Source organism: Streptomyces sp. NPDC085524 (assembly GCF_044541755.1).
In the GTDB taxonomy this organism is placed as follows: domain Bacteria; phylum Actinomycetota; class Actinomycetes; order Streptomycetales; family Streptomycetaceae; genus Streptomyces.
Window position 1 is genome coordinate 41,550 of sequence record NZ_JBITTH010000043.1, and the last position, 19,226, is coordinate 60,775.

The following is a 19,226-nucleotide window of genomic DNA, read 5'->3' on the forward strand; positions in this document are numbered from 1 at the left end:
GTTCACAGTGGAGAATCTGATTGCGCTGCTGGTGGCAGTGCCCCTGCTCGGAGCGGCGGTGCTGCTGTGCGGCGGCCGGCGCCTCGACAAGTCGGGCCACTGGATCGGCACCGTCCTCGCGGCCGTCTCGTTCGGGATCGGCGCCGTCCTCTTCGCGGACATGCTGGGGCGCGCGGCCGACGACCGGACCCTGACCCAGAAGCTGTGGACCTGGATCCCGGTGGAGGGCTTCCAGGCGGACATCGCCTTCCAGCTCGACCAGTTGTCGATGACGTTCGTCCTTCTGATCACCGGGGTGGGCACGCTCATCCACGTGTACTCGATCGGGTACATGGAGCACGACGAGCGCCGCCGCCGCTTCTTCGGCTACCTCAACCTCTTCGTCGCGGCGATGCTGCTGCTCGTCATCGCCGACAACTACCTGCTGCTGTACTTCGGCTGGGAGGGCGTCGGCCTCGCCTCGTACCTCCTGATCGGCTTCTGGCAGCACAAGCCCAGCGCGGCCACCGCCGCGAAGAAGGCCTTCCTGGTCAACCGCGTCGGCGACATGGGCCTGTCGATCGCGATCATGCTGATGTTCACCACCTTCGGGACCTTCACCTTCGGGCCGGTGTTCGGCGCGGTCGGCGAGACCTCGGAGGGCAAGCTCACGGCGATCGGCCTGATGCTGCTGCTGGCCGCCTGCGGCAAGTCCGCCCAGGTGCCGCTGCAGTCCTGGCTCGGCGACGCGATGGAGGGCCCGACCCCGGTCTCGGCCCTGATCCACGCGGCGACGATGGTGACGGCCGGCGTCTACCTGATCGTCCGGTCGGCCGCCGTCTTCAACGGGGCGCCGGACGCGCAGCTCGTGGTCACCGTCGTGGGCGCGGTCACGCTCCTCTTCGGTGCGATCGTCGGTTGCGCGAAGGACGACATCAAGAAGGCCCTGGCCGGTTCGACGATGTCGCAGATCGGCTACATGATCCTCGCGGCGGGCCTCGGCCCGATCGGATACGTCTTCGCGATCATGCACCTGGTCACGCACGGCTTCTTCAAGGCGGGCCTCTTCCTCGGCGCCGGTTCCGTGATGCACGGGATGAACGACGAGGTCGACATGCGCAAGTACGGCGCACTGCGCACGTACATGCCGGTCACCTTCGTCACCTTCGGCCTCGGCTACCTCGCGATCATCGGCTTCCCCGGCCTGTCCGGCTTCTTCTCCAAGGACATGATCATCGAGGCGGCGTTCGCCAAGGGCGGCACCCAGGGCTGGATCCTCGGCGGGGTCACCCTGCTGGGCGCCGGCATCACCGCCTTCTACATGACCCGCGTCATGCTCCTCACCTTCTTCGGCGAGAAGCGCTGGCAGCCCGACGCCGAAGGCCACCAGCCCCACCCGCACGAGTCCCCGAAGTCCATGACCATCCCCATGGTCATCCTGGCGTTCGGATCGGTCTTCGCCGGCGCCTACTTCGAGATCGGCGAGCACTTCCTGAAGTGGCTGGAGCCCGTCACCGGTTACTCGCACGGCGACTCCCCGGTCAGCGCCATGACGGTGACCGCGTCCACCATGGTGGTCCTCGTCGTCGGCGTCGCCCTCGCCTGGTCGATGTACGGACGCAAGTCCGTCCCCGTGGTCGCCCCGCGCGGCTCGCTCCTCACCCGGGCGGCCCGCAGGGACCTCTACCAGGACGACTTCAACCACGTCGTGCTCGTGCGCGGCGGGGAGCACCTGACCCGCTCGCTGGTGTACGTGGACCACAGCCTCGTCGACGGGGTGGTCAACGGGACGGCCGCCTCGGTCGGCGGGCTGTCGGGCCGGCTGCGGAGGCTCCAGAACGGCTACGTCCGCAGCTACGCGGTCTCGATGTTCGGGGGCACGGCGATCCTGATCGCCGCGACCCTGCTGATGAGGGCGGTGTGAGATGTCCTTTCCCCTGCTGACGGTGACGGCCGCGGTGCCCGCGGTCGGCGCGGTCCTGACGGCGGCCGTCCCGGCTGCCCGCAGGACCGCCGCCAAGTGGCTCGCGCTGCTCTTCTCGCTGGCGACCCTGGCCCTGGCCGTGCTCGTCGCGGTCCGCTTCGAGCCCGGTGGCGACCGCTACCAGCTCACCGAGTCCCACGCCTGGATCCCCGACTTCGGGGTCAGCTACGAACTGGGCGTGGACGGCATCGGGGTGGCGCTCATCGCGCTCACCGCGCTGCTGATCCCCTTCGTGATCGCGGCCGGCTGGCACGACGCCGATCCGCTGGAGACCGAAGCAGCCAACAGCAGCTTCGCTGCGGGCTCCCGCTGGCGGCCGACCCAGGGCTTCTTCGCCCTGATCCTGCTGGTCGAGGCGATGGTGATCATCTCCTTCGAGGCCACCGACGTCTTCCTCTTCTACATCTTCTTCGAAGCCATGCTCATCCCGATGTACTTCCTCATCGGCGGCTTCGGGGACCGGGCCCATGCGGGCACGGACGAGAACGCGGCCGCGCAGCGCTCGTACGCGGCGGTCAAGTTCCTCCTCTACAACCTGGTCGGCGGCCTGATCATGCTGGCCGCGGTCATCGGGCTGTACGTGGTCGCCGGCAACTTCTCGCTCCAGGAGATCACCGCCGCGCGCGCCGCGGGCACGCTCGACATGGCGACCAACACCGAGCGGCTGCTGTTCCTCGGCTTCTTCTTCGCCTTCGCGGTGAAGGCGCCGCTGTGGCCGCTGCACACCTGGCTGCCGAACGCGATGGGCGAGTCCACCGCACCGGTCGCCGTCCTGATCACCGCGGTCGTCGACAAGGTCGGCACCTTCGCGATGCTCCGCTTCTGCCTCGGGCTCTTCCCCGACGCCAGCAAGTGGGCCACGCCCGTGATCCTCGTACTGGCCCTGATCAGCATCGTCTACGGCGCGCTGGTCGCGGTCGGGCAGCGGGACATCAAGCGGCTGGTCGCCTACGCCTCGATCTCGCACTTCGGCTTCATCATCCTGGGCATCTTCGCGATGACCTCCCAGGGGCAGTCCGGCGCCACGCTCTACATGGTCAACCACGGGATCTCGACGGCGGCGCTGATGCTGGTCGCCGGCTTCCTGATCTCCCGGCGCGGCTCGCGGCTCATCGCCGACTACGGCGGCGTCCAGAAGGTGGCGCCGGTCCTCGCCGGCACCTTCCTGATCGGCGGCCTCGCCACCCTCTCGCTGCCGGGCCTCGCGCCCTTCGTCAGCGAATTCCTGGTCCTGGTCGGCACGTTCGCCCGGTACCCGGTCGTCGGCATCATCGCGACCATCGGCATCGTGCTGGCCGCGCTCTACACGCTGGTGCTCTACCAGCGCACGATGACCGGCCCCGTGAAGGAGGAGGTCCGCACCATGCCGGACCTGCGCCTGCGGGAGGTGCTGGTGGTGGCCCCGCTGATCGTGCTGCTGATCGGGCTGGGCGTCTACCCGAAGGTGCTCACCGACATCGTCAACCCGGCGGTGCAGTACACCATGTCCGACGTGAAGCAGACGGACCCTGCTCCTGAAGTGGAGGCGGCGAAGTGAGCGCGATGACTGCTGCCCACAGCCTGTGGACACTGGCGGCCGCGGCGCCGGTCGACAAGATCCCGGCACCGAAGATCGAGTACGCACAGCTCGCACCCACGCTGATCGTGGTGGGCGCGGCGGTCCTCGGAGTCCTCGTCGAGGCCTTCGTGCCGCGCAAGTCCCGCTACTACGTCCAGGTGTTCATCGCCGTCGCCGCTCTGGCCTCGGCCTTCGCGGCGGTCGTCGGCCTCGCGGCCGGCGGGTACGGGTCCACCAAGGCCCACATCGCCGCGATGGGTGCGATCGCCGTGGACGGCCCGGCCCTGTTCCTGCAGGGCACGATCCTGCTGGCGTCGATCGTCGCGGTCTTCACCTTCGCCGAGCGGCGCCTGGACCCGGCCGCGCACGGCAACCGGGTGGATTCCTTCGCCGCGCAGGCGGCGTCCGTACCGGGCAGCGACAGCGAGAAGGCCGCGGTCAAGGCGGGCTTCACCACCACCGAGGTGTTCCCGCTCGCCCTGTTCGCCGTCTCCGGGATGCTGATCTTCCCGTCGGCCAACGACCTGCTGACGCTGTTCATCGCGCTGGAGGTCTTCTCCCTCCCGCTGTACCTGCTCTGCGCCGTCGCCCGCCGCCAGCGGCTGATGTCGCAGGAGGCCGCGGTGAAGTACTTCCTGCTGGGCGCCTTCTCCTCCGCCTTCTTCCTCTTCGGCATCGCCCTGGTCTACGGGTACGCGGGCTCGGTCTCGTACGCGGCGATCGCCGACGTGGTCGACGGCACCGTCTCCCGCGTGGACCCGGCGCTCGCCACGACCATGGGCAACGACGCGCTCCTGCTGATCGGCGGGGCGCTGCTGCTGATGGGCCTGCTCTTCAAGGTCGGCGCGGTCCCCTTCCACATGTGGACCCCGGACGTCTACCAGGGCGCCCCGACCCCGGTCACCGGCTTCATGGCCGCGGCGACGAAGGTGGCCGCGTTCGGCGCGCTGCTGCGCCTGCTCTACGTCGTCCTCCCCGGCCTGCGCTGGGACTGGCGGCCGGTGATGTGGGCGGTGGCCATCGTCACGATGCTGGCGGGTGCGGTGATCGCCGTGACCCAGACCGACGTCAAGCGCCTCCTCGCCTACTCCTCGATCGCGCACGCGGGCTTCATCCTGGCGGGTGTGATCGCGACCTCGGCGGAGGGCGTCCAGTCCGTCCTCTTCTACCTGGGCGCGTACTCCTTCGTGACGATCGGCGCCTTCGCCGTGGTCACGCTGGTGCGCGACGCGGGCGGCGAGGCGACGCACCTGTCGAAGTGGGCGGGCCTGGGCCGTCGTTCGCCGCTCACGGCGGCGGTGTTCGCGGTCTTCCTGCTGGCCTTCGCCGGCATCCCGCTGACCTCGGGCTTCTCCGGAAAGTTCGCCGTGTTCAAGGCGGCGGCGGAGGGCGGCGCGGGAGTGCTGGTCGTGGTCGGTGTCATCTCGTCCGCGATCGCCGCGTTCTTCTACATCCGGGTGATCGTCCTGATGTTCTTCAGCGAGCCGAAGGCGGACGGCCCGACCGTGGCCGTGCCCTCGCCGCTGACGATGACCACCATCGCGGTGGGCGTCGCCGTCACCCTGGTGCTGGGCCTGGCGCCGCAGTACTTCCTGGAGCTGGCCGGGCAGGCGAGCACGTTCGTCCGCTGACCCGGTCCACGCGTGTGTGAGGGCCCGGCTCCCGTGGGGGAGCCGGGCCCTCCGGGTTACTCGGGGTGCCTGCGCTGTGGCGTGATGGCGGTGAGGTCCAGGTCGACGGGGAAGGGGACGGAGACCTTGAGACGGTCGTGGAAGATCCCGGAGGCGACGTAGCCACCGCTGACCGGCTCGCGCTCGAAGACGTAGACGACCGCTCGACCGTCCTTGTTCTCGACCCGCCAGTAGTGGGGAATGCCCGCCCGCGCGTACTTGACCGGCTTGGTCTCTCGATCCCGGTCGATCGACTCCGGAGACACGACCTCGACGGCCAGCAGAACGGTTCCGGCGGGCAGGCGGGTCTGTTCGAGGCCGTGGATGGCGTCGTCACGGAACACGATGACGTCGGGCTCGGGACGATTGCGCCGGTCGATGTCGATGGTGAACTCCCGCAGGACCTCAAGGCCTTCCGGAACCAGCGACTGCAGCTGCCAGTTGAAGAAGTCGACCGCTCGTGTATGGAAGAGGGTCTGCGGACTCACGAAGATCAGGCTCCCGTCGATCAGCTCCGTGTGCGGAGGCAGATTCGGAAGCGTGTCCAGGTCATCGGCAGTCCAGCCGCCGGGGGGCGGGATCGGCCAGCTGTGTTCCGGTTTCATCAGTGCTCCCATGAGCCGGAGTTTCGCGCGTGCATCCAGCGTATCGCCGGGCTTCCCGCGAAAGCCGTCCTTACGAGTGAGTCATATGCCCGGAGCACGTGAGGGCGGGGTTCCAGTTGTGGAAGCGGCCGGCCGGGTTGTTCTCGTACGCCCACAGGTGGAGGTCGAAGTGCTTGGGCATGCCCGCCCAGTGGCCGGGCATCGGCCCGTCGAAGGGCAGCCCGAACATGCTCGGGCGGTCGTCGGCGGTCGTCAGGTCCTGGTCCCGGTCGCTCGACATCCACTCCACGGCCTGCAGCTTGCGCCGGCCGTTGCGGTCCTTCTCGGTGCTGTAGAGGAGCGCCGTCGGCTTGCTCGGGTCCTTCGAACCCCAGTAGGCCTCCTTGACGTAGTGGTAGCCCATGGCGCCGACCCCGAACGGATTCGTCATGCACGGCATGCCGTGCGGCACGTACCCGTCGGCCAGCGCCTGCCGCTCGTCCACGTACTTGGCCGTCACCCGGATCGCCGTGGCCATGTCGCGCATGGCCTGGACGTTGCGGGGGTCGGGGGCGGGCCCGTCGACCGCGTGGGCCGCGGGGACCACGGCCAGCGCGAGGGACGCCGCGGCGACGCAGGTGAGGACGGTCTTCAAACGCAGTGCGGGCATGGCGGCTCCTCGCGGTGGGGACGGGCGGAACGGGCCGCCCGGCCCGTCCCGTCCGTCCACCATCCGATTCCGTCGCGCCCCGCGCACGCGGACTGCGCCCGGCTGGCCTACTGGGTGTACTGACGGGCCGCCACGATGCGGCCGGTGACCTCGCCGAGGCCGACGCGCGTGCCGTCGGTGCCGGGGGCCCAGGCGGTCAGGGTGACGGTGTCGCCGTCCTCCAGGAAGGTGCGCTTGCCGTCCGTGAGCTCGATGGCGTCGCGGCCGTTCCAGGTCAGCTCCAGCAGCGAACCGCGCTGGCCCACCTCGGGGCCGCTGACGGTGCCGGAGCCGTACACGTCGCCCGTGCGCAGGGAGGCGCCGTTGACCGTCATGTGCGCGAGCTGCTGCGCGGCCGTCCAGTACATGGAGGCGAACGGCGGCTGCGCCACCTCCTGCCCGTTGATGGAGACGGTGATGTGCAGGTCGAAGCCGCCGGGGCGCTCGGTGTCCGCGTCGTCCAGGTAGGGCAGGAGCGGGAAGTCCCGGGCGGGCGGGGCGACACGGGCCGCGTCCAGGGCCTCCAGCGGGGTCACCCAGGCGGAGACGGAGGTTGCGAAGGACTTGCCCAGGAAGGGGCCGAGCGGCACGTACTCCCAGGCCTGGATGTCGCGCGCCGACCAGTCGTTGAGCAGGAACAGCCCGAAGACGTGGTCCTCGAACGCGCCCAGCGGTACCGGGGAGCCCAGCTCGGACGGGGTGCCGACGACGAAGCCGACCTCGGCCTCGATGTCGAGCTTGACCGACGGACCGAAGACGGGCGCCGGGTCGGTGGGCGCCTTGCGCTGCCCGGAGGGGCGTACGACGTCCGTCCCCGACACCACGATCGTTCCCGAGCGGCCGTGGTAACCGATGGGCAGGTGCTTCCAGTTGGGGGTCAGCGCGTCCCCGTCCGGGCGGAACATCATGCCCACGTTGGTGGCGTGGTGCTCGCTCGCGTAGAAGTCGACGTAGTCGGCGACCTCGTACGGCAGGTGCAGCGTGACCTCGTCGAGCGGCAGCAGGTGCGGTTCCACGGTGGGCCGGTGGCCGGGGTCGGTGACCCAGGCGGTCAGCGCGCGCCGCACATCGCGCCAGGCGGTGCGGCCGGCGGCCAGCAGCGGGTTGAGGGAGGACTGCCCGAGCAGCCCGGCGTACGGGGAACCGAGCGCGGCGGCGGCCGCCCCCGCGTCGAGCACGTACCCGCCGATCCGCACGCCGATCCGGCGGCGGTCCTCACCGGCGGTCGAGAAGACGCCGTAGGGGAGGTTGTGCGGCCCGAACGGGTCGCCCTCGGCGAGATCGAGGGGGCTCTGCTGGGGCATGGGGTGCTGCCTCGCTTTCGACGCGGTCCGGGGGTGGCCCGGTATACACAGTGCGAGACACGCTACCCATGATCCTGCACGAAAGCTCGGGTCCTCAATCGGAGATGAAACACATGGGAGGGGGCGCGAAGCACCCGGAGAGGATCAGTTCCGTAAAAGTCTGATCTTTTCGCATGTGCTGCCGAATCGAGGTCGCATGGTCGGGTGCATGCAGTTGCGCTACAACTACCGGGTGTATCCGAGTGCCGCTCGGCGCCAGGCGCTGGCACGTGCGTTCGGATGTGCCCGGGTTGTGTGGAATGACTGCCTGAACGCTCGCAGGGAAGCGCGTGCGGCGGGCTTGCCGTTCGTTTCGTCGGCAGTCTTGTCGAAGGTGCACATCACGCAGGCGAAGCGGACCGAGGAACGTGGGTGGTTGGCGGATGTGTCCGCCGTAGTGCTGCAGCAGTCCCTCCGTGATCTGGATGCCGCGTTCAAGGCCTTCTTTGCCGCGATGGAAGGAAAGCGGAACGGGGCTGGCCTGGGTTGCCAGACCCAGGAGCGCGTCAAGTGGCTAGTGGGGCGTGCGGGAGGCCGGATTCGGGCGCTATTCGTAGTACTTGTCCGCCGGGGTCCGTATCCTTGGCGGGGTGACTTCCGCCCTTCCTCAGGCCCTTCGCCATGCCTTGATCGCCACTGACCTGGACGGGACTCTGCTGCGTGCCGGGGACACCGTCTCGGCCCGCTCGTACCAGGCGCTCGCCACGGCCCGCGCGGCCGGCGCCCAGCACATCATCGTCACCGGCCGGCCCGTCCCGCAGGTCCGCCACGTCCTGGATGACCTTGGCTACACGGGGCTCGCGGTGTGCGGGCAGGGCGCGCAGGTGTACGACGCGGCGCGCGGGAGCCTGCTGCACTCCGTCTCCATGGACCGGGAGCTGGCCGAGGTGGCCCTCGGCAAGATCGAGGCGGAGATCGGCGAGGTGTACGTGGCGGTCAACCAGGAGGGCGTGGACGCCGAGATGCTGATAGGGCCGGGCTACCGCATGTGGCACCCGCACCTGCCGACGGTGCGGGTGGCGCGGCGCGGCGACCTGTGGGCCTCGCCGATCAACAAGGTGCTGCTCCAGCACCCGGAGCTGGACGACGACGAACTGACGCGGGTGGCGCGGGCGGTGGTCGGGGACCTGGTGAACGTCACGATGGCGGGGGAGCACACGGTGGAACTCCAGCCCCCCGGCATCGACAAGGCGAGCGGGCTGGCGCGGGCGGCGGCCGTGCTGGGGGTGGGCGGCGAGTCGGCGATCGCCTTCGGCGACATGCCGAACGACGTCCCGATGTTCGCGTGGGCCGCGTGGGGGGTGGCGATGGCCAACGCCCACCGCGAGCTGATCTCCGTCGCGGACGAGGTGACGCTGTCGAACGAGGCGGACGGCATCGCGGTGGTCCTGGAACGGCTGTTCGGCTGACCGCTGGCTGCCGGGGCGGAGCCCCGGACCCCGCGCCTCAAACGCCGGCGAGGCTGAAAGATCGCCCTCCGGACGGGCTGGAGTCTCCTGCACTCGGCGTGCACCTGCGAGCCGTGCAACGGCAAGATCCAGCCCCTCCGGCGTTTGAGGAGCAGGGCCCGGGGCGGAGCCGCACGCCGTCAGCCCGCCGCGCGCGGCAGCCGGCGTTCCCAGGTGCGGTGGAAGACCACCTCGTCTCCCTCCCGGCACACCACCTCGTTCGACGTCACGAAGCCCCCCTCATCGCACGTGATCTCCGACCGGGTCTCCACGCGCACGTCCCAGCCCAGCTCCGGCCGGTGCAGCCGGATCCGCCACTCCGAGCGGGTGCGCGCGGAGAGCGGATCCCCGTCGGCGATCTCGTACTCCTCCACCGCGTCCTCGCCGTACTCCAGCCCGTCCGGATACACCCGCGTGCCCCCGTACCGGGGATCCACCTCCAGCCGCCACACCCCGCGCGCCACGTCCCGTACGACCAGCCGCTCCGGGCGCGGTTCGTCCAGCGTCGCCGGGTAGGCCACGCCGAGCGGCTCCGACTGTTCCGGCGCCTCGAAGACGATCCCCTCGTCGGCGGGGGACGCCGTCCGGACCGGGAGGGTCAGGACGCTGCCCGCCGGGTCCAGGGTCCAGCCGGCCTCCGAACCCGCCCGCGGCCAGATCCACGGCCAGTACGCGGACGAGAGGGCGAGGCGGATGCGGTGCCCCGGCGGGAAGGAGTGCCCGATGCCGTTCAGCTCGAAGGTGACGTCCTCGTACGTGCCGACGGGCCACGGCACCGCCCGGTCCCGGCCATGGCGCGCCGAGAGGTTCAGCGCGCCCCGCGTGACCAGCGTCGAGGAGCCGTCGGGCGCGACGTCGCACAGCCGGGCCACGACCTGCCCGTACGGCACGTCCAGGCGCAGCCGCAGCGTCACCGACGGCCGTCCGAGGACCTCGACCGCCTCCGCGTCGGGCCCGCTCTCCACCGGGAACTCGAAGCACGCCGACTTCGCGTCCTCCTCCCGCTGGTCCGGCGGCAGGTCCGCGTCGTTGCCGAACGGGAAGAACCGGCCCGCGTCCAGCCCGGTGTGCTGCGGGGACGCGACCACCACCGGCGCGCCCTGGAGCCCGTACGGCACGGGGACGACGGAGGCCGGGGGCCAGCTCCGGTCGCCGACCCAGCGGCCCGGGAGCTCCTCGTACACCGTGGCCGGCGGGTGCGAGTCGCTGATCCAGGAACGCAGCAGCGGCTCGCCCATCACGCCGTTGTCCGCGCCCTTGAGCCAGTGGTCCCACCAGCGCAGGGTCTCCTGGAGGAAGCCGATCGCCGGGCCCGGCGGAAGCCCCCGGTCCGGGTACTGGTGCGACCAGGGCCCGATCAGGCCGCGGACGCGCGAGGACGGCAGGTGGGAGACCAGCCGCAGCACGGCGTCCCGGTAGGGGTCGTGCCAGCCGCCCACCGCGAGGACCGCCGCGCGGATCGCCGAGTAGTCCTCGCAGACGCTGCCGTGGCGCCAGTAGGCGTCGCGGGTCTGGTGCGAGAGCCAGGTGTGGACCAGCGGTTCGACCGATTCGAGCCGGTCCAGCCACTGCCGGCGCCAGCCGTCGCCGACGTACGCCGGGTCCGGCGGCCGGGAGGCGAAGGCCAGCATGGTGGCCGCCCAGGCGTGCATGTCGACGGCGAGCACCGAGCCGCCCATGTAGTGCACGTCGTTGTCGTAGCGGTCGTCGGTCGAGCACACCGTGACGATCGCCTTCAGCGGTGCGGGGGCCAGGGCCGCGATCTGGAGGGAGTTGAAACCGCCCCAGGAGATCCCGAACATGCCCACCGACCCCGTGCACCAGGGCTGCGCCGCCAGCCACTCCACCACCGCGACCCCGTCGGCCAGTTCGCGGGCGTCGTACTCGTCACCCGGGAGGCCCCCGCTGCACCCGTGGCCGCGCACGTCCACCCGTACGGAGGCGTAGCCGTGGCCCGCGTACCAGGGGTGGCGCTGCCAGTCGCGGGGGGCGGTCCAGTCGGTGAGCCGGTACGGGAGGTACTCCAGCAGCGCCGGGACCGGCTCGTCCGTGACCGGGCGCCAGATGCGCGCGTACAGCTCGACGCCGTCCGGGAGCGGGATCCGGACATCCTCGTGGGTGGCCTCGTACGGGAACTCGGTGCGGACGATCATGCGGCAACCACCTCTGCGGAGCTCAGTGGACGGGGTGCATCGTGCGCCGCAGCCACGGCGCGAGCGCGATGACGGCCAGGCCCGCGGCGACCGCGACGGCGCCGTTGACGCCGAAGTACACGGGGTCGGAGACCGTGCCGTAGACCTTGACGACCTGCGCCTGGATGCCGTTGGCCAGCGCCAGCGAGAGGAACCACAGGGCCATGGTCTGGTTGCCGTAGGCCTTCGGCGCGAGCTTCGTGGTGGCCGACATGCCGGAGGTCTCCAGCAGGACGTCGCCGAGGCCGAGCAGCAGGTACGAGCCGACGATCCACCAGGCGGCCATCTCGTAGGCCTCCCCGCCGTGCCCCGAGGTCGGGACCACCATCAGCAGGAAGGACAGGCCGCCCAGGATCACCCCGATGGCGATCTTGTTCGAGGCGTGCGGCTGGCGGCTGCCCATCCGGGCCCACAGCGCGGCGACGACCGGGGCGAGCAGCACCTCGAAGGCGCCGAGCGCGGAGGCGTACCAGCTCGCCGGGAAGTCGAAGCCCAGGATCGTGGTCCGGGCGCTGGTCGATGCCAGCAGCATCATCGTCGAGTAGGCCTGGAAGAGGATGAAGTTGAAGGCGACCGAGGCCAGGAAGAGGACCACGTACGGGCGCAGCCGCCGGCGCTCCCCGGCCGTCACCCGGGCGCTGCGGAACATGACCGCGAAGGAGACGGCCGGGGCGATCACCGAGACGAGGGTGAGCAGGTCGACGAAGCGGTCCATGGTGAGCCATCCGGCGAGCGCCAGGAGGGTGGCGAGCGCGGCGAAGCCGAGGCAGCCGGCGATGATCTTCGTCACGGCGGAGCGCATCGCGTCGGGGGCCAGGGCGAACTCCGCCGAGTGCTTGCGTCCGGCCAGGTGGCGGCGGCCCAGCACGTACTGGACGAGGCCCGCGGTCATGCCGACGGCGGCGGCGGAGAAGCCCCAGTGCCAGCCCTTGTGCTCGCCGAGCCAGCCCGTGATCAGGGGTCCGGCGAAGGCGCCGATGTTGATGCCCATGTAGTAGAGGGCGAAGCCGGCGTCGCGCCGCTCGTCGGCCGTCCGGTACAGCTTGCCGACCATGCCGGCCACGTTCGGCTTGAGCAGGCCGGTGCCCGCGCTGATCAGGCCGAGGCCCGCCCAGGTCATGGCGGCGGTCGGCACGGCCATTGCGTAGTGGCCGCAGGCGATCAGGACGCCGCCCCACAGCACGGCCCGGTAGGAACCGAGGATCCGGTCGGCGAGCCAACCGCCGGCGACGGAGACGAGGTAGACCATGGTTCCGTAGGCCGCCGAGACGGATGCCGCGGTGCCCGGGTCCATCCCCAGGCCGCCGTCGGCCACGGTGTCCGCGAAATAGAGGACGAGGATGGCCTGCATGCCCAGGAACGAGAAGCGCTCCCAGACCTCCAGTCCGGAGAGCGTGGCGAGCCCCCGGGGGTGGCCGAGGAAGGCGCGGTCGTCACCGGGCGGCGGCTGGTCGGCCGCCGGATCCGCAGGCTCGTCTCTATCGATCGCAGTTCTGGACAAAACGCATTCTCCGGTTGTTTTGGCTCCTCCCGAACATACCGGTGCGGTTCGGGCGGTGCGCGGGAGACGCCGGACGGGCCCTCTCTGTGATCGAAAACAGACCCGATACGCTGGGTTGAGTGATGGCAGCGACACGTCGACAATCCAGGTGATCGTCAACGTGATCGTCAGCAGACAGGAGTACCCCTCGTGACCGTCGTCGGGCCGTTCGGACTGAGCGTGCGGGACCAGGCTCTTGAGACCGATGTCCAGGCCGGACTGGCCGCCGTCGAGGCGGGTCTGCTGGAGGCCACCAAGAGCGAAGTCCCCTTCATCACCGAAGCCGCGCAGCACCTCGTGCGCGCCGGAGGCAAGCGCTTCCGGCCGCTGCTCGTGATGCTCGCCTCCCGCTTCGGCGATCCGTACGCGCCCGGGATCGTGCCCTCCGCCGTCGTCGTGGAGCTCACGCACCTCGCCACGCTGTACCACGACGACGTCATGGACGAGGCGGACGTGCGCCGCGGGGTGGCCAGCGCGAACACCCGCTGGGGCAACTCGGTGGCCGTCCTCACGGGTGACTTCCTGTTCGCCCGCGCCTCGCACATCCTGGCCGACCTCGGACCCGAGGCCGTACGCATCCAGGCGGAGGCCTTCGAGCGGCTGGTGACGGGCCAGATCCTGGAGACGGCCGGCCCGCGCGACGGCCGCGACCCCGTCGCGCACTACCTCGACGTCATCGCCGGCAAGACCGGCTCGCTCATCGCCGTCTCCGGCCGCTTCGGCGCGCTGATGTCCGGCGCCGACGAGTCCGTCGTCGACATCCTCACCCAGTACGGCGAGCGGCTCGGCACCGCCTTCCAGCTCGCCGACGACGTCCTCGACATCGCCTCCGACGCGCACGAGTCGGGCAAGACCCCGGGCACCGACCTGCGCGAGGGCATCCCCACCCTGCCCGTGCTGCGGCTGCGGGAGATGGCGGCCAAGGGCGGCAACCCGGACGACGTGGAACTCGTGACCCTCCTGGACGGCGACCTCACGGACGACGCCCGCCACGCCGAGGTGCTGACCAGGCTGCGGGCGCACCCCGCCCTGGAGCAGGCCCGCCGCGACACCATCCGGTACGCGGAGGACGCCCGGGCCATGCTCGCGCCGCTGCCCGAGAACTTCGCGAAGTCGGCTCTGGAGGAGCTCTGCGACGCGGTGGTGCACCGCGCCGGCTAGCCCCGGCACGTACTGGAACGGGCCCTTCCGCCCCATCGACCCCTACGGGTCGGGGTGGAGGGGCCCTTCCCGTGTCATCCCACGGTCGTACGCGCAGTTGCGTCCGGGGGGTGACGCCCCGGAGCCGCCGTTTTGGTCAGATGGAGTCATCAACCCCACCAGATCGGGTGAGCGCGGCGACACGGGGGTCGCCGCCTTGGACACAGAGGGCAGGGCACTGACATGGCAGCGAACACGAACACTTCTCGCAAGGTCAGCCGGTACGCCGTACCGGTGGCGGTGGCGGGTGTGGCCGCGGCGACCGTGGCGTTGGTCCCGGCCCTCGCCAACGCCGCGGGACCCGACCTGCCGAAGGTGACGGCGCAGCAGCTGATCGAGAAGATCGCCGCTTCGGACGTGGAGCAGCTGTCCGGCACCGCCAAGATCAGCACCGACCTCGGCCTGCCGAAGATCGCGACGGGCCTGCTCGGCGGCGGCGGTGTCGCGGGCGGCTCCGCCAACCCGGAGGACAAGGTCGCGCAGCTGGCGAACGGCACGCACACCTTCCGGGTCGCGGCCGACGGTCCGGACCGCCAGAAGCTGACCTTCCTCGACGGCAAGGACGAGTACAGCCTCATCCACAACGGCGCCGACGTGTGGGGCTACGACTCCAAGTCCAACGAGGTCTTCCACGAGAAGGCGCCCCAGTCGAGTGAGGGGCCCGGCAAGGGCGCGGAGCGCAAGAAGGGCGAGGGGCTCCCCGCCTCCCCGCAGCAGCTGGCCCAGGACGTCCTGAAGGCCGCCGGCCCGACCACCGACGTCTCCGTGGGCGACACGGTGCAGGTGGCCGGCCGCGACGCCTACCAGCTGGTGCTCAAGCCCAAGCAGAGCGGCTCCACCGTCGGTTCGGTCCAGATCGCTGTCGACGCGAAGAACGGCGTGCCGCTGCGCGTGCAGCTGCTCTCCAGCCAGGGCGGCAAGCCGATCGTGGACGCGGGCTTCACCAAGGTGGACTTCGCCAAGCCGTCCGCCGACACCTTCGCCTTCACCGCGCCGAAGGGCGCCAAGGTCACCGAGGGCGCCGACGGGGCCGGCAAGGGCGAGAAGGGCAAGGCCGGGTCGGACGAGCACTGGAAGGGCGCCCTGGATTCCTTCCCGGGCCTGGGCGGCCTGATGGACGGGGCCGTGCCCGGCCCGGACGGCAAGGGCGGCAGGAACGGCGACATGAAGGTCCTCGGCGAGGGCTGGTCCACGATCGCGCGCATCGACTCGGGCGCGGGCAAGGGCCTGAAGGACCTGGAGAACGACAAGAACGCGCCGAAGGAGGCCAAGCAGTTCCTGAACTCCCTCGGCGACAAGGTCAGCGGCAAGTTCGGTGAGGGCCGCGTCCTGTCGACCCGTCTGGTCAACGCCCTGATCACGGACGACGGCAAGGTCTACGTCGGCGCGGTCACCAAGGACGCCCTGGTGAAGGCCGCCGACGCCAACAAGTAACCGTATGTAGCGGGGGTGTTCGAAGGGTGGGCCGGGACTGTGTCCCGGCCCACCCTTTCGCCGTGACACTGCCGCGTACAGCGGCCCCGCTGTACGGTGATGGGATGTCGAAACACGTGACCATCCGCCTGAACGAAGAGTTCCATGAACGTCTGAAGGCGCGTGCGGCTGCGCTGGGAACCACGGTCACCGCGCTGATCACCGAGGTCACGGAACGCGAACTCGACGAGGACCGGAAGAAGTTCCTCTCCGGCATCGAGGAGTTCGCGGACCACTGGGGCTACTTCCAGGAGCGGTTCGGCAATTGAAGATCACCATGGAGTGGGCCTGGACCGCTCTGGCCCACCACCTCCCCTCCGACCCCGCCGTATGGGACCCCTCCGGGGTGGCCGCCGCCGTTGCCCGGCACCAGAACGACCTCGTCCTGGTGCCAGAACAGCCCGCCCCGGACACCGCGTGGCGGGCCGCCGCGTTTCTGCACACCCTCGCGGTGTGCCCGGCGCTGGAATCCCCGATGAACGAGTTCTACGCGGCCGCCGCGACCCGCTCGTACCTGCGCGTCGCCGGGGCCAGGCAGCTGCCCTCCCCGGAGGAGCTCGGCGACCTGGTGGAGGCGGCGAAACTGGGCCGCGCGGACGTCGCGGCGGTGGCGCAGGAGCTGCGCGCCCGGATCGAGGAACCGCTGTCGGCGTCGCTGCGGGCGGCCGGGGAGGACGCGTAGCCGCACGCAGCGGACCCCGGCACGATCCGAGGGGATCGCACCGGGGCCCGGGCGGCTCGCCGTAGGGGCCGCGGCCCCCGCGGACTAGAAGGTGATCTTCCAGCTGTTGATGTAGCCGACGTCCTGTGCCGCCGCGTCCTTGACCCGCAGGTTCCAGACGCCGTTGGCGACCTCGGAGGAGGCGTTGACGGTGAAGGTCTGGATGATGTTGTCGGCGCTGCCGCCGCTGCGGTTGGACAGGCTGTAGACGCTGCCGTCGGGGGCGACCAGGTCGACGACCAGGTCACCGCGGTAGGTGTGGACGATGTTCACGTCGACCTTGGTGGTGGCGGGCGCGTTGCCCGCGACGCCCGAGACCGTGATCGGCGAGTTCACCGCGGCGCCCGGGGAGTCCGGGATGGACACGTCGGCCGTGTTCTCGAAGGACGGGCCCGGCGGGACCGGAGTGGCCGCCCCGAGGTTCCAGATCGCGTAGGCGATGGCGTCGGCATTGCGGTCCAGGGCGGTGTCGTTGATGTTCGACAGCGAGTCGCACGAGGAGTGGTAGCACCGGTCGAAGGCCTGGCCGGAGGTACCGCCCCACTTCTGCGCCTGCGCCGCGGTCTTCGTGTAGTCGGCGCCGGAGAACAGACCGCCGACCGGTATGCCCGCGCTCTTGAACGGGGCGTGGTCGGAGCGGCCGTCACCCTCGGTCTCGATCTCGGTCGGGATGCCGAGGCCCGCGTAGTAGTTCTTGAAGGTCTGCTCGATGGTCGGGTCGTCGTCGTAGACGAAGTAGCCCGGGTTCGGCGAGCCGATCATGTCGAAGTTCAGGTAGCCGGAGATCTTCGCCTTCTCGGCGGCCGGCAGGTTGTTGACGTAGTACTTCGAGCCGACCAGGCCCAGCTCCTCCGCGCCCCACCAGCCGAAACGCAGGTGCTTCGTCGGCTGGAGCTGCGCCCGGGACACCGCGAGCGCGGCTTCCAGGACGGCGGCCGAGCCGGAGCCGTTGTCGTTGATGCCGGCGCCGCCGGTCACCGAGTCCAGGTGCGACCCGGACATCAGGACCGAGTTCGGGTCGCCGCCCGGCCAGTCGGCGATCAGGTTGTAGCCGGTCGCGCCGTTGTAGGTGAAGGTCTGCAGCGTGGTGGTGAAACCGGCCGCGTCGAGCTTGCCCTTCACGTAGTCGATCGACGCCTTGTAACCGGTCCGGCCGTGGGCCCGGTTGCCGCCGTTGTTGGCGGCGATCGTCGAGAGCTGCGAGAGGTGGGCCTTGACGTTGGCCAGCGGGATGTCGGGCGGAGTGGGCGCCGCGGTCACCGCAGTGGGGGCGGCGAGCGCGGCGGGGGCGGTGGCGGCGAACAGGCCCGCGACCGCGATGGCGGTCACGGCGGCAAGGCGCCGGGAGACGGACAGGCTCATGTGGGGGCTCCGGAATTCCGCGGGGATGAAACGGAACGAGCGGTATAGAGCAGGTGAGCGTTAGTGCGTCAGTGCGAGCCTGATGTTGAGTGAGAGTGTGACTGTCCGTCAAGACCACAATTCGGTCAGGGTGGTTCGGAAAACGGACGGTCCCCGGTACGAGGGTTTCGTACCGGGGACCGTGAGATCGGGGATGTCCGTGATGCGGAGCGCTACGCCGGCTCGCGCGCCGGAGCGGTGACGGCGACGGGCGCGACCTCCAGCGCGGCCCGCGAGCGCCGCGCCGTACGCAGTGCGTCCCAGGTCAGGAGGGCGAGCGCCGCCCAGACCAGGGAGAAGCCCACCCATCGCTCGGGCGGCATGGCTTCGTGGAAGTAGAGGACGCCGAGCCCGAACTGGAACACCGGCGCCATGTACTGGAGCAGCCCGAGGGTGGACAGCGGGACGCGGATGGCGGCCGCCCCGAAGAACACCAGCGGGACCGCGGTGACCAGGCCGGTCGCGGCGAGCAGAGCGGAATGCGCCGCCCCCTGCGTCGCGAAGGTGGACTGGCCCTGGGTGCTCAGCCACACCAGGTAGCCGAGCGCGGGCAGGAACAGCACGGCGGTCTCGGCGGTCAGCGATTCCAGGCCGCCCATGTTGAGCTTCTTCTTGATCAGCCCGTACGTGGCGAAGGAGCAGGCCAGGATCAGCGAGATCCATGGCGGCCGCCCGTACCCGACGGCGAGCACGAGGACGGCGGCGAAGCTGATGCCGACCGCCACCCACTGCGCGCGGCGCAGCCGCTCACCGAGCACCAGCACCCCCATCGCGATGCTGACCAGGGGGTTGATGAAGTAGCCGAGGCTCGCCTCGACGACCGCGCCGTTGTTGACGGCCCAGATGTACAGGCCCCAGTTCACGGAGATGATCGAGGCGGCGAGCGCGGTCAGGCCCAGCTTGCGGGGCTGGCGCAGCAGCTCCCGCATCCAGCCCCAGCGCCGCAGCGCGAGCAGTGCCACCCCGACCACGGCCAGGGACCACACCATGCGGTGGGCGAGGATCTCGACCGCCCCGGAAGGCTTGAGGAGCGGCCAGAAGAGGGGGACGAGCCCCCAGATCCCGTACGCGCCGAATCCGTAGAGCAGACCCGTGCGCTGCTCGTTCTGTGCCTCCACGGGCCCTCCTGTACGACTTTTCGGCCAATCTCCCGAAGGTAGCGCCGCACAGGCCGGATGTCACGAGCGTTAGAGGGAGATACTCATGACACTGCCGTGACGGCACGAAGAAGCCCGGACTCCCTGGGCGGGAGGTCCGGGCTTCGTACGGTGCGCGCGGGCGGTTCAGCCGACGACCGTCCAGGTGTCGTTGCCGGTCAGGAGGGCGCCGAGGTCGCCCTTGCCCTTCTGGTCGACGGCCGTGTCGAGCTGGTCGGCCATGAGGGTGTCGTAGACGGGCCGCTCGATGCTGCGGAAGACGCCGAT

The 19,226-nt window shown here is 70.4% G+C and carries 15 protein-coding genes and 2 pseudogenes; 9 read left to right on the plus strand and 8 right to left on the minus strand.

Going from position 1 to position 19,226, the window contains the following annotated elements; genetic code table 11:
• The first annotated feature begins 7 nt into the window (after positions 1-7).
• The 3 genes from nuoL to nuoN are packed head-to-tail and all read left to right on the plus strand — an operon-like array spanning position 8 to position 5,152.
• Positions 8-1,903, plus strand: a complete 1,896-nt coding sequence (nuoL, locus tag ACIGFK_RS40055; protein ID WP_376658060.1) for an NADH-quinone oxidoreductase subunit L — start codon at positions 8-10, stop codon at positions 1,901-1,903.
• Position 1,904: 1 nt separating this feature from the next.
• Positions 1,905-3,500 carry an NADH-quinone oxidoreductase subunit M gene (locus tag ACIGFK_RS40060; RefSeq protein WP_376658059.1) on the plus strand — a complete coding sequence of 532 codons (1,596 nt, stop codon included), beginning with the start codon at positions 1,905-1,907 and terminating at the stop codon, positions 3,498-3,500.
• A 5-nt stretch (positions 3,501-3,505) separates the two neighbouring features.
• Positions 3,506-5,152 (plus strand): NADH-quinone oxidoreductase subunit NuoN, encoded by a 1,647-nt coding sequence (gene nuoN / locus ACIGFK_RS40065; protein ID WP_376658082.1) that lies wholly within the window; start codon positions 3,506-3,508, stop codon positions 5,150-5,152.
• A 56-nt stretch (positions 5,153-5,208) separates the two neighbouring features.
• Here nuoN and ACIGFK_RS40070 read toward each other — a convergent pair whose 3' ends face one another.
• The 3 genes from ACIGFK_RS40070 to fahA all read right to left on the minus strand — a co-directional run bounded on the left by ACIGFK_RS40070 (position 5,209) and on the right by fahA (position 7,788).
• The gene (locus tag ACIGFK_RS40070) at positions 5,209-5,808 is read right to left on the minus strand and encodes a Uma2 family endonuclease (RefSeq protein ID WP_400055832.1); all 600 of its coding nucleotides are present in this window, start codon (positions 5,806-5,808) and stop codon (positions 5,209-5,211) included.
• Positions 5,809-5,866: 58 nt separating this feature from the next.
• A complete protein-coding gene (locus ACIGFK_RS40075; RefSeq protein WP_376658057.1) occupies positions 5,867-6,445 on the minus strand; it encodes a hypothetical protein in 579 nt (192 codons plus the stop codon).
• Positions 6,446-6,552: 107 nt separating this feature from the next.
• A complete protein-coding gene (gene fahA, locus ACIGFK_RS40080; protein WP_386472464.1) occupies positions 6,553-7,788 on the minus strand; it encodes a fumarylacetoacetase in 1,236 nt (411 codons plus the stop codon).
• 208 nt (positions 7,789-7,996) lie between these two features.
• On the opposite strand from fahA, the pseudogene ACIGFK_RS40085 reads away from it, so the two are divergent.
• Positions 7,997-8,314, plus strand: a pseudogene (locus ACIGFK_RS40085) (helix-turn-helix domain-containing protein); the annotation flags it as partial.
• A gap of 103 nt (positions 8,315-8,417) precedes the next feature.
• The gene (locus ACIGFK_RS40090) at positions 8,418-9,236 is read left to right on the plus strand and encodes a Cof-type HAD-IIB family hydrolase (protein WP_400055834.1); all 819 of its coding nucleotides are present in this window, start codon (positions 8,418-8,420) and stop codon (positions 9,234-9,236) included.
• A gap of 179 nt (positions 9,237-9,415) precedes the next feature.
• Here the strand turns inward: ACIGFK_RS40090 and ACIGFK_RS40095 are convergent, their stop codons facing one another.
• Both ACIGFK_RS40095 and ACIGFK_RS40100 read right to left on the minus strand, forming a co-directional pair.
• Positions 9,416-11,428, minus strand: a complete 2,013-nt coding sequence (locus ACIGFK_RS40095) for a CocE/NonD family hydrolase (protein ID WP_400055836.1) — start codon at positions 11,426-11,428, stop codon at positions 9,416-9,418.
• Positions 11,429-11,450: 22 nt separating this feature from the next.
• Positions 11,451-12,968 (minus strand): peptide MFS transporter, encoded by a 1,518-nt coding sequence (locus ACIGFK_RS40100; protein WP_400055838.1) that lies wholly within the window; start codon positions 12,966-12,968, stop codon positions 11,451-11,453.
• Between the two features lie 189 nt (positions 12,969-13,157).
• Here ACIGFK_RS40100 and ACIGFK_RS40105 point away from each other — a divergent pair, with 189 nt between their 5' ends.
• From ACIGFK_RS40105 to ACIGFK_RS40120, 4 genes are all read left to right on the plus strand, one after another.
• Positions 13,158-14,168, plus strand: coding sequence for a polyprenyl synthetase family protein (locus ACIGFK_RS40105; RefSeq protein ID WP_376658052.1), 1,011 nt, complete (start codon positions 13,158-13,160; stop codon positions 14,166-14,168).
• A 222-nt stretch (positions 14,169-14,390) separates the two neighbouring features.
• Positions 14,391-15,641: an outer membrane lipoprotein carrier protein LolA gene (locus tag ACIGFK_RS40110; protein ID WP_376658051.1), complete on the plus strand. Its 1,251-nt coding sequence runs from the start codon at positions 14,391-14,393 to the stop codon at positions 15,639-15,641.
• Between the two features lie 104 nt (positions 15,642-15,745).
• The gene (locus ACIGFK_RS40115) at positions 15,746-15,949 is read left to right on the plus strand and encodes a plasmid partition protein ParG (protein WP_376662353.1); all 204 of its coding nucleotides are present in this window, start codon (positions 15,746-15,748) and stop codon (positions 15,947-15,949) included.
• Entirely contained in the window at positions 15,946-16,362 is a 417-nt protein-coding gene (locus ACIGFK_RS40120; protein ID WP_376662352.1) for a hypothetical protein, read from the plus strand. Before ACIGFK_RS40115 ends, ACIGFK_RS40120 begins: the two co-directional genes overlap by 4 nt.
• 84 nt (positions 16,363-16,446) lie before the next feature.
• On the opposite strand, the gene ACIGFK_RS40125 is transcribed toward ACIGFK_RS40120, so the two are convergent.
• From ACIGFK_RS40125 to ACIGFK_RS40135, 3 genes and pseudogenes are all read right to left on the minus strand, one after another.
• Complete coding sequence (locus tag ACIGFK_RS40125) at positions 16,447-17,763, minus strand: M28 family metallopeptidase (protein ID WP_400055841.1); 1,317 nt, start codon at positions 17,761-17,763, stop codon at positions 16,447-16,449.
• A 212-nt stretch (positions 17,764-17,975) separates the two neighbouring features.
• Entirely contained in the window at positions 17,976-18,920 is a 945-nt protein-coding gene (gene rarD, locus ACIGFK_RS40130; RefSeq protein WP_376662350.1) for an EamA family transporter RarD, read from the minus strand.
• Between the two features lie 165 nt (positions 18,921-19,085).
• A pseudogene (locus ACIGFK_RS40135) lies at positions 19,086-19,226 on the minus strand (2-oxoacid:ferredoxin oxidoreductase subunit beta); the annotation flags it as partial.

Bases quoted from the DNA above. Each gene is read 5' to 3' on its own strand.
- nuoN (WP_376658082.1), top strand. From the start codon at position 3,506: ATGACTGCTGCCCACAGCCTGTGGACACTGGCGGCCGCGGCGCCGGTC.
- ACIGFK_RS40110 (WP_376658051.1), top strand. From the start codon at position 14,391: ATGGCAGCGAACACGAACACTTCTCGCAAGGTCAGCCGGTACGCCGTA.
- ACIGFK_RS40115 (WP_376662353.1), top strand. From the start codon at position 15,746: ATGTCGAAACACGTGACCATCCGCCTGAACGAAGAGTTCCATGAACGT.
- ACIGFK_RS40125 (WP_400055841.1), bottom strand. From the start codon at position 17,763: ATGAGCCTGTCCGTCTCCCGGCGCCTTGCCGCCGTGACCGCCATCGCG.
- ACIGFK_RS40095 (WP_400055836.1), bottom strand. From the start codon at position 11,428: ATGATCGTCCGCACCGAGTTCCCGTACGAGGCCACCCACGAGGATGTC.
- ACIGFK_RS40075 (WP_376658057.1), bottom strand. From the start codon at position 6,445: ATGCCCGCACTGCGTTTGAAGACCGTCCTCACCTGCGTCGCCGCGGCG.
- ACIGFK_RS40060 (WP_376658059.1), top strand. From the start codon at position 1,905: ATGTCCTTTCCCCTGCTGACGGTGACGGCCGCGGTGCCCGCGGTCGGC.
- fahA (WP_386472464.1), bottom strand. From the start codon at position 7,788: ATGCCCCAGCAGAGCCCCCTCGATCTCGCCGAGGGCGACCCGTTCGGG.
- ACIGFK_RS40070 (WP_400055832.1), bottom strand. From the start codon at position 5,808: ATGGGAGCACTGATGAAACCGGAACACAGCTGGCCGATCCCGCCCCCC.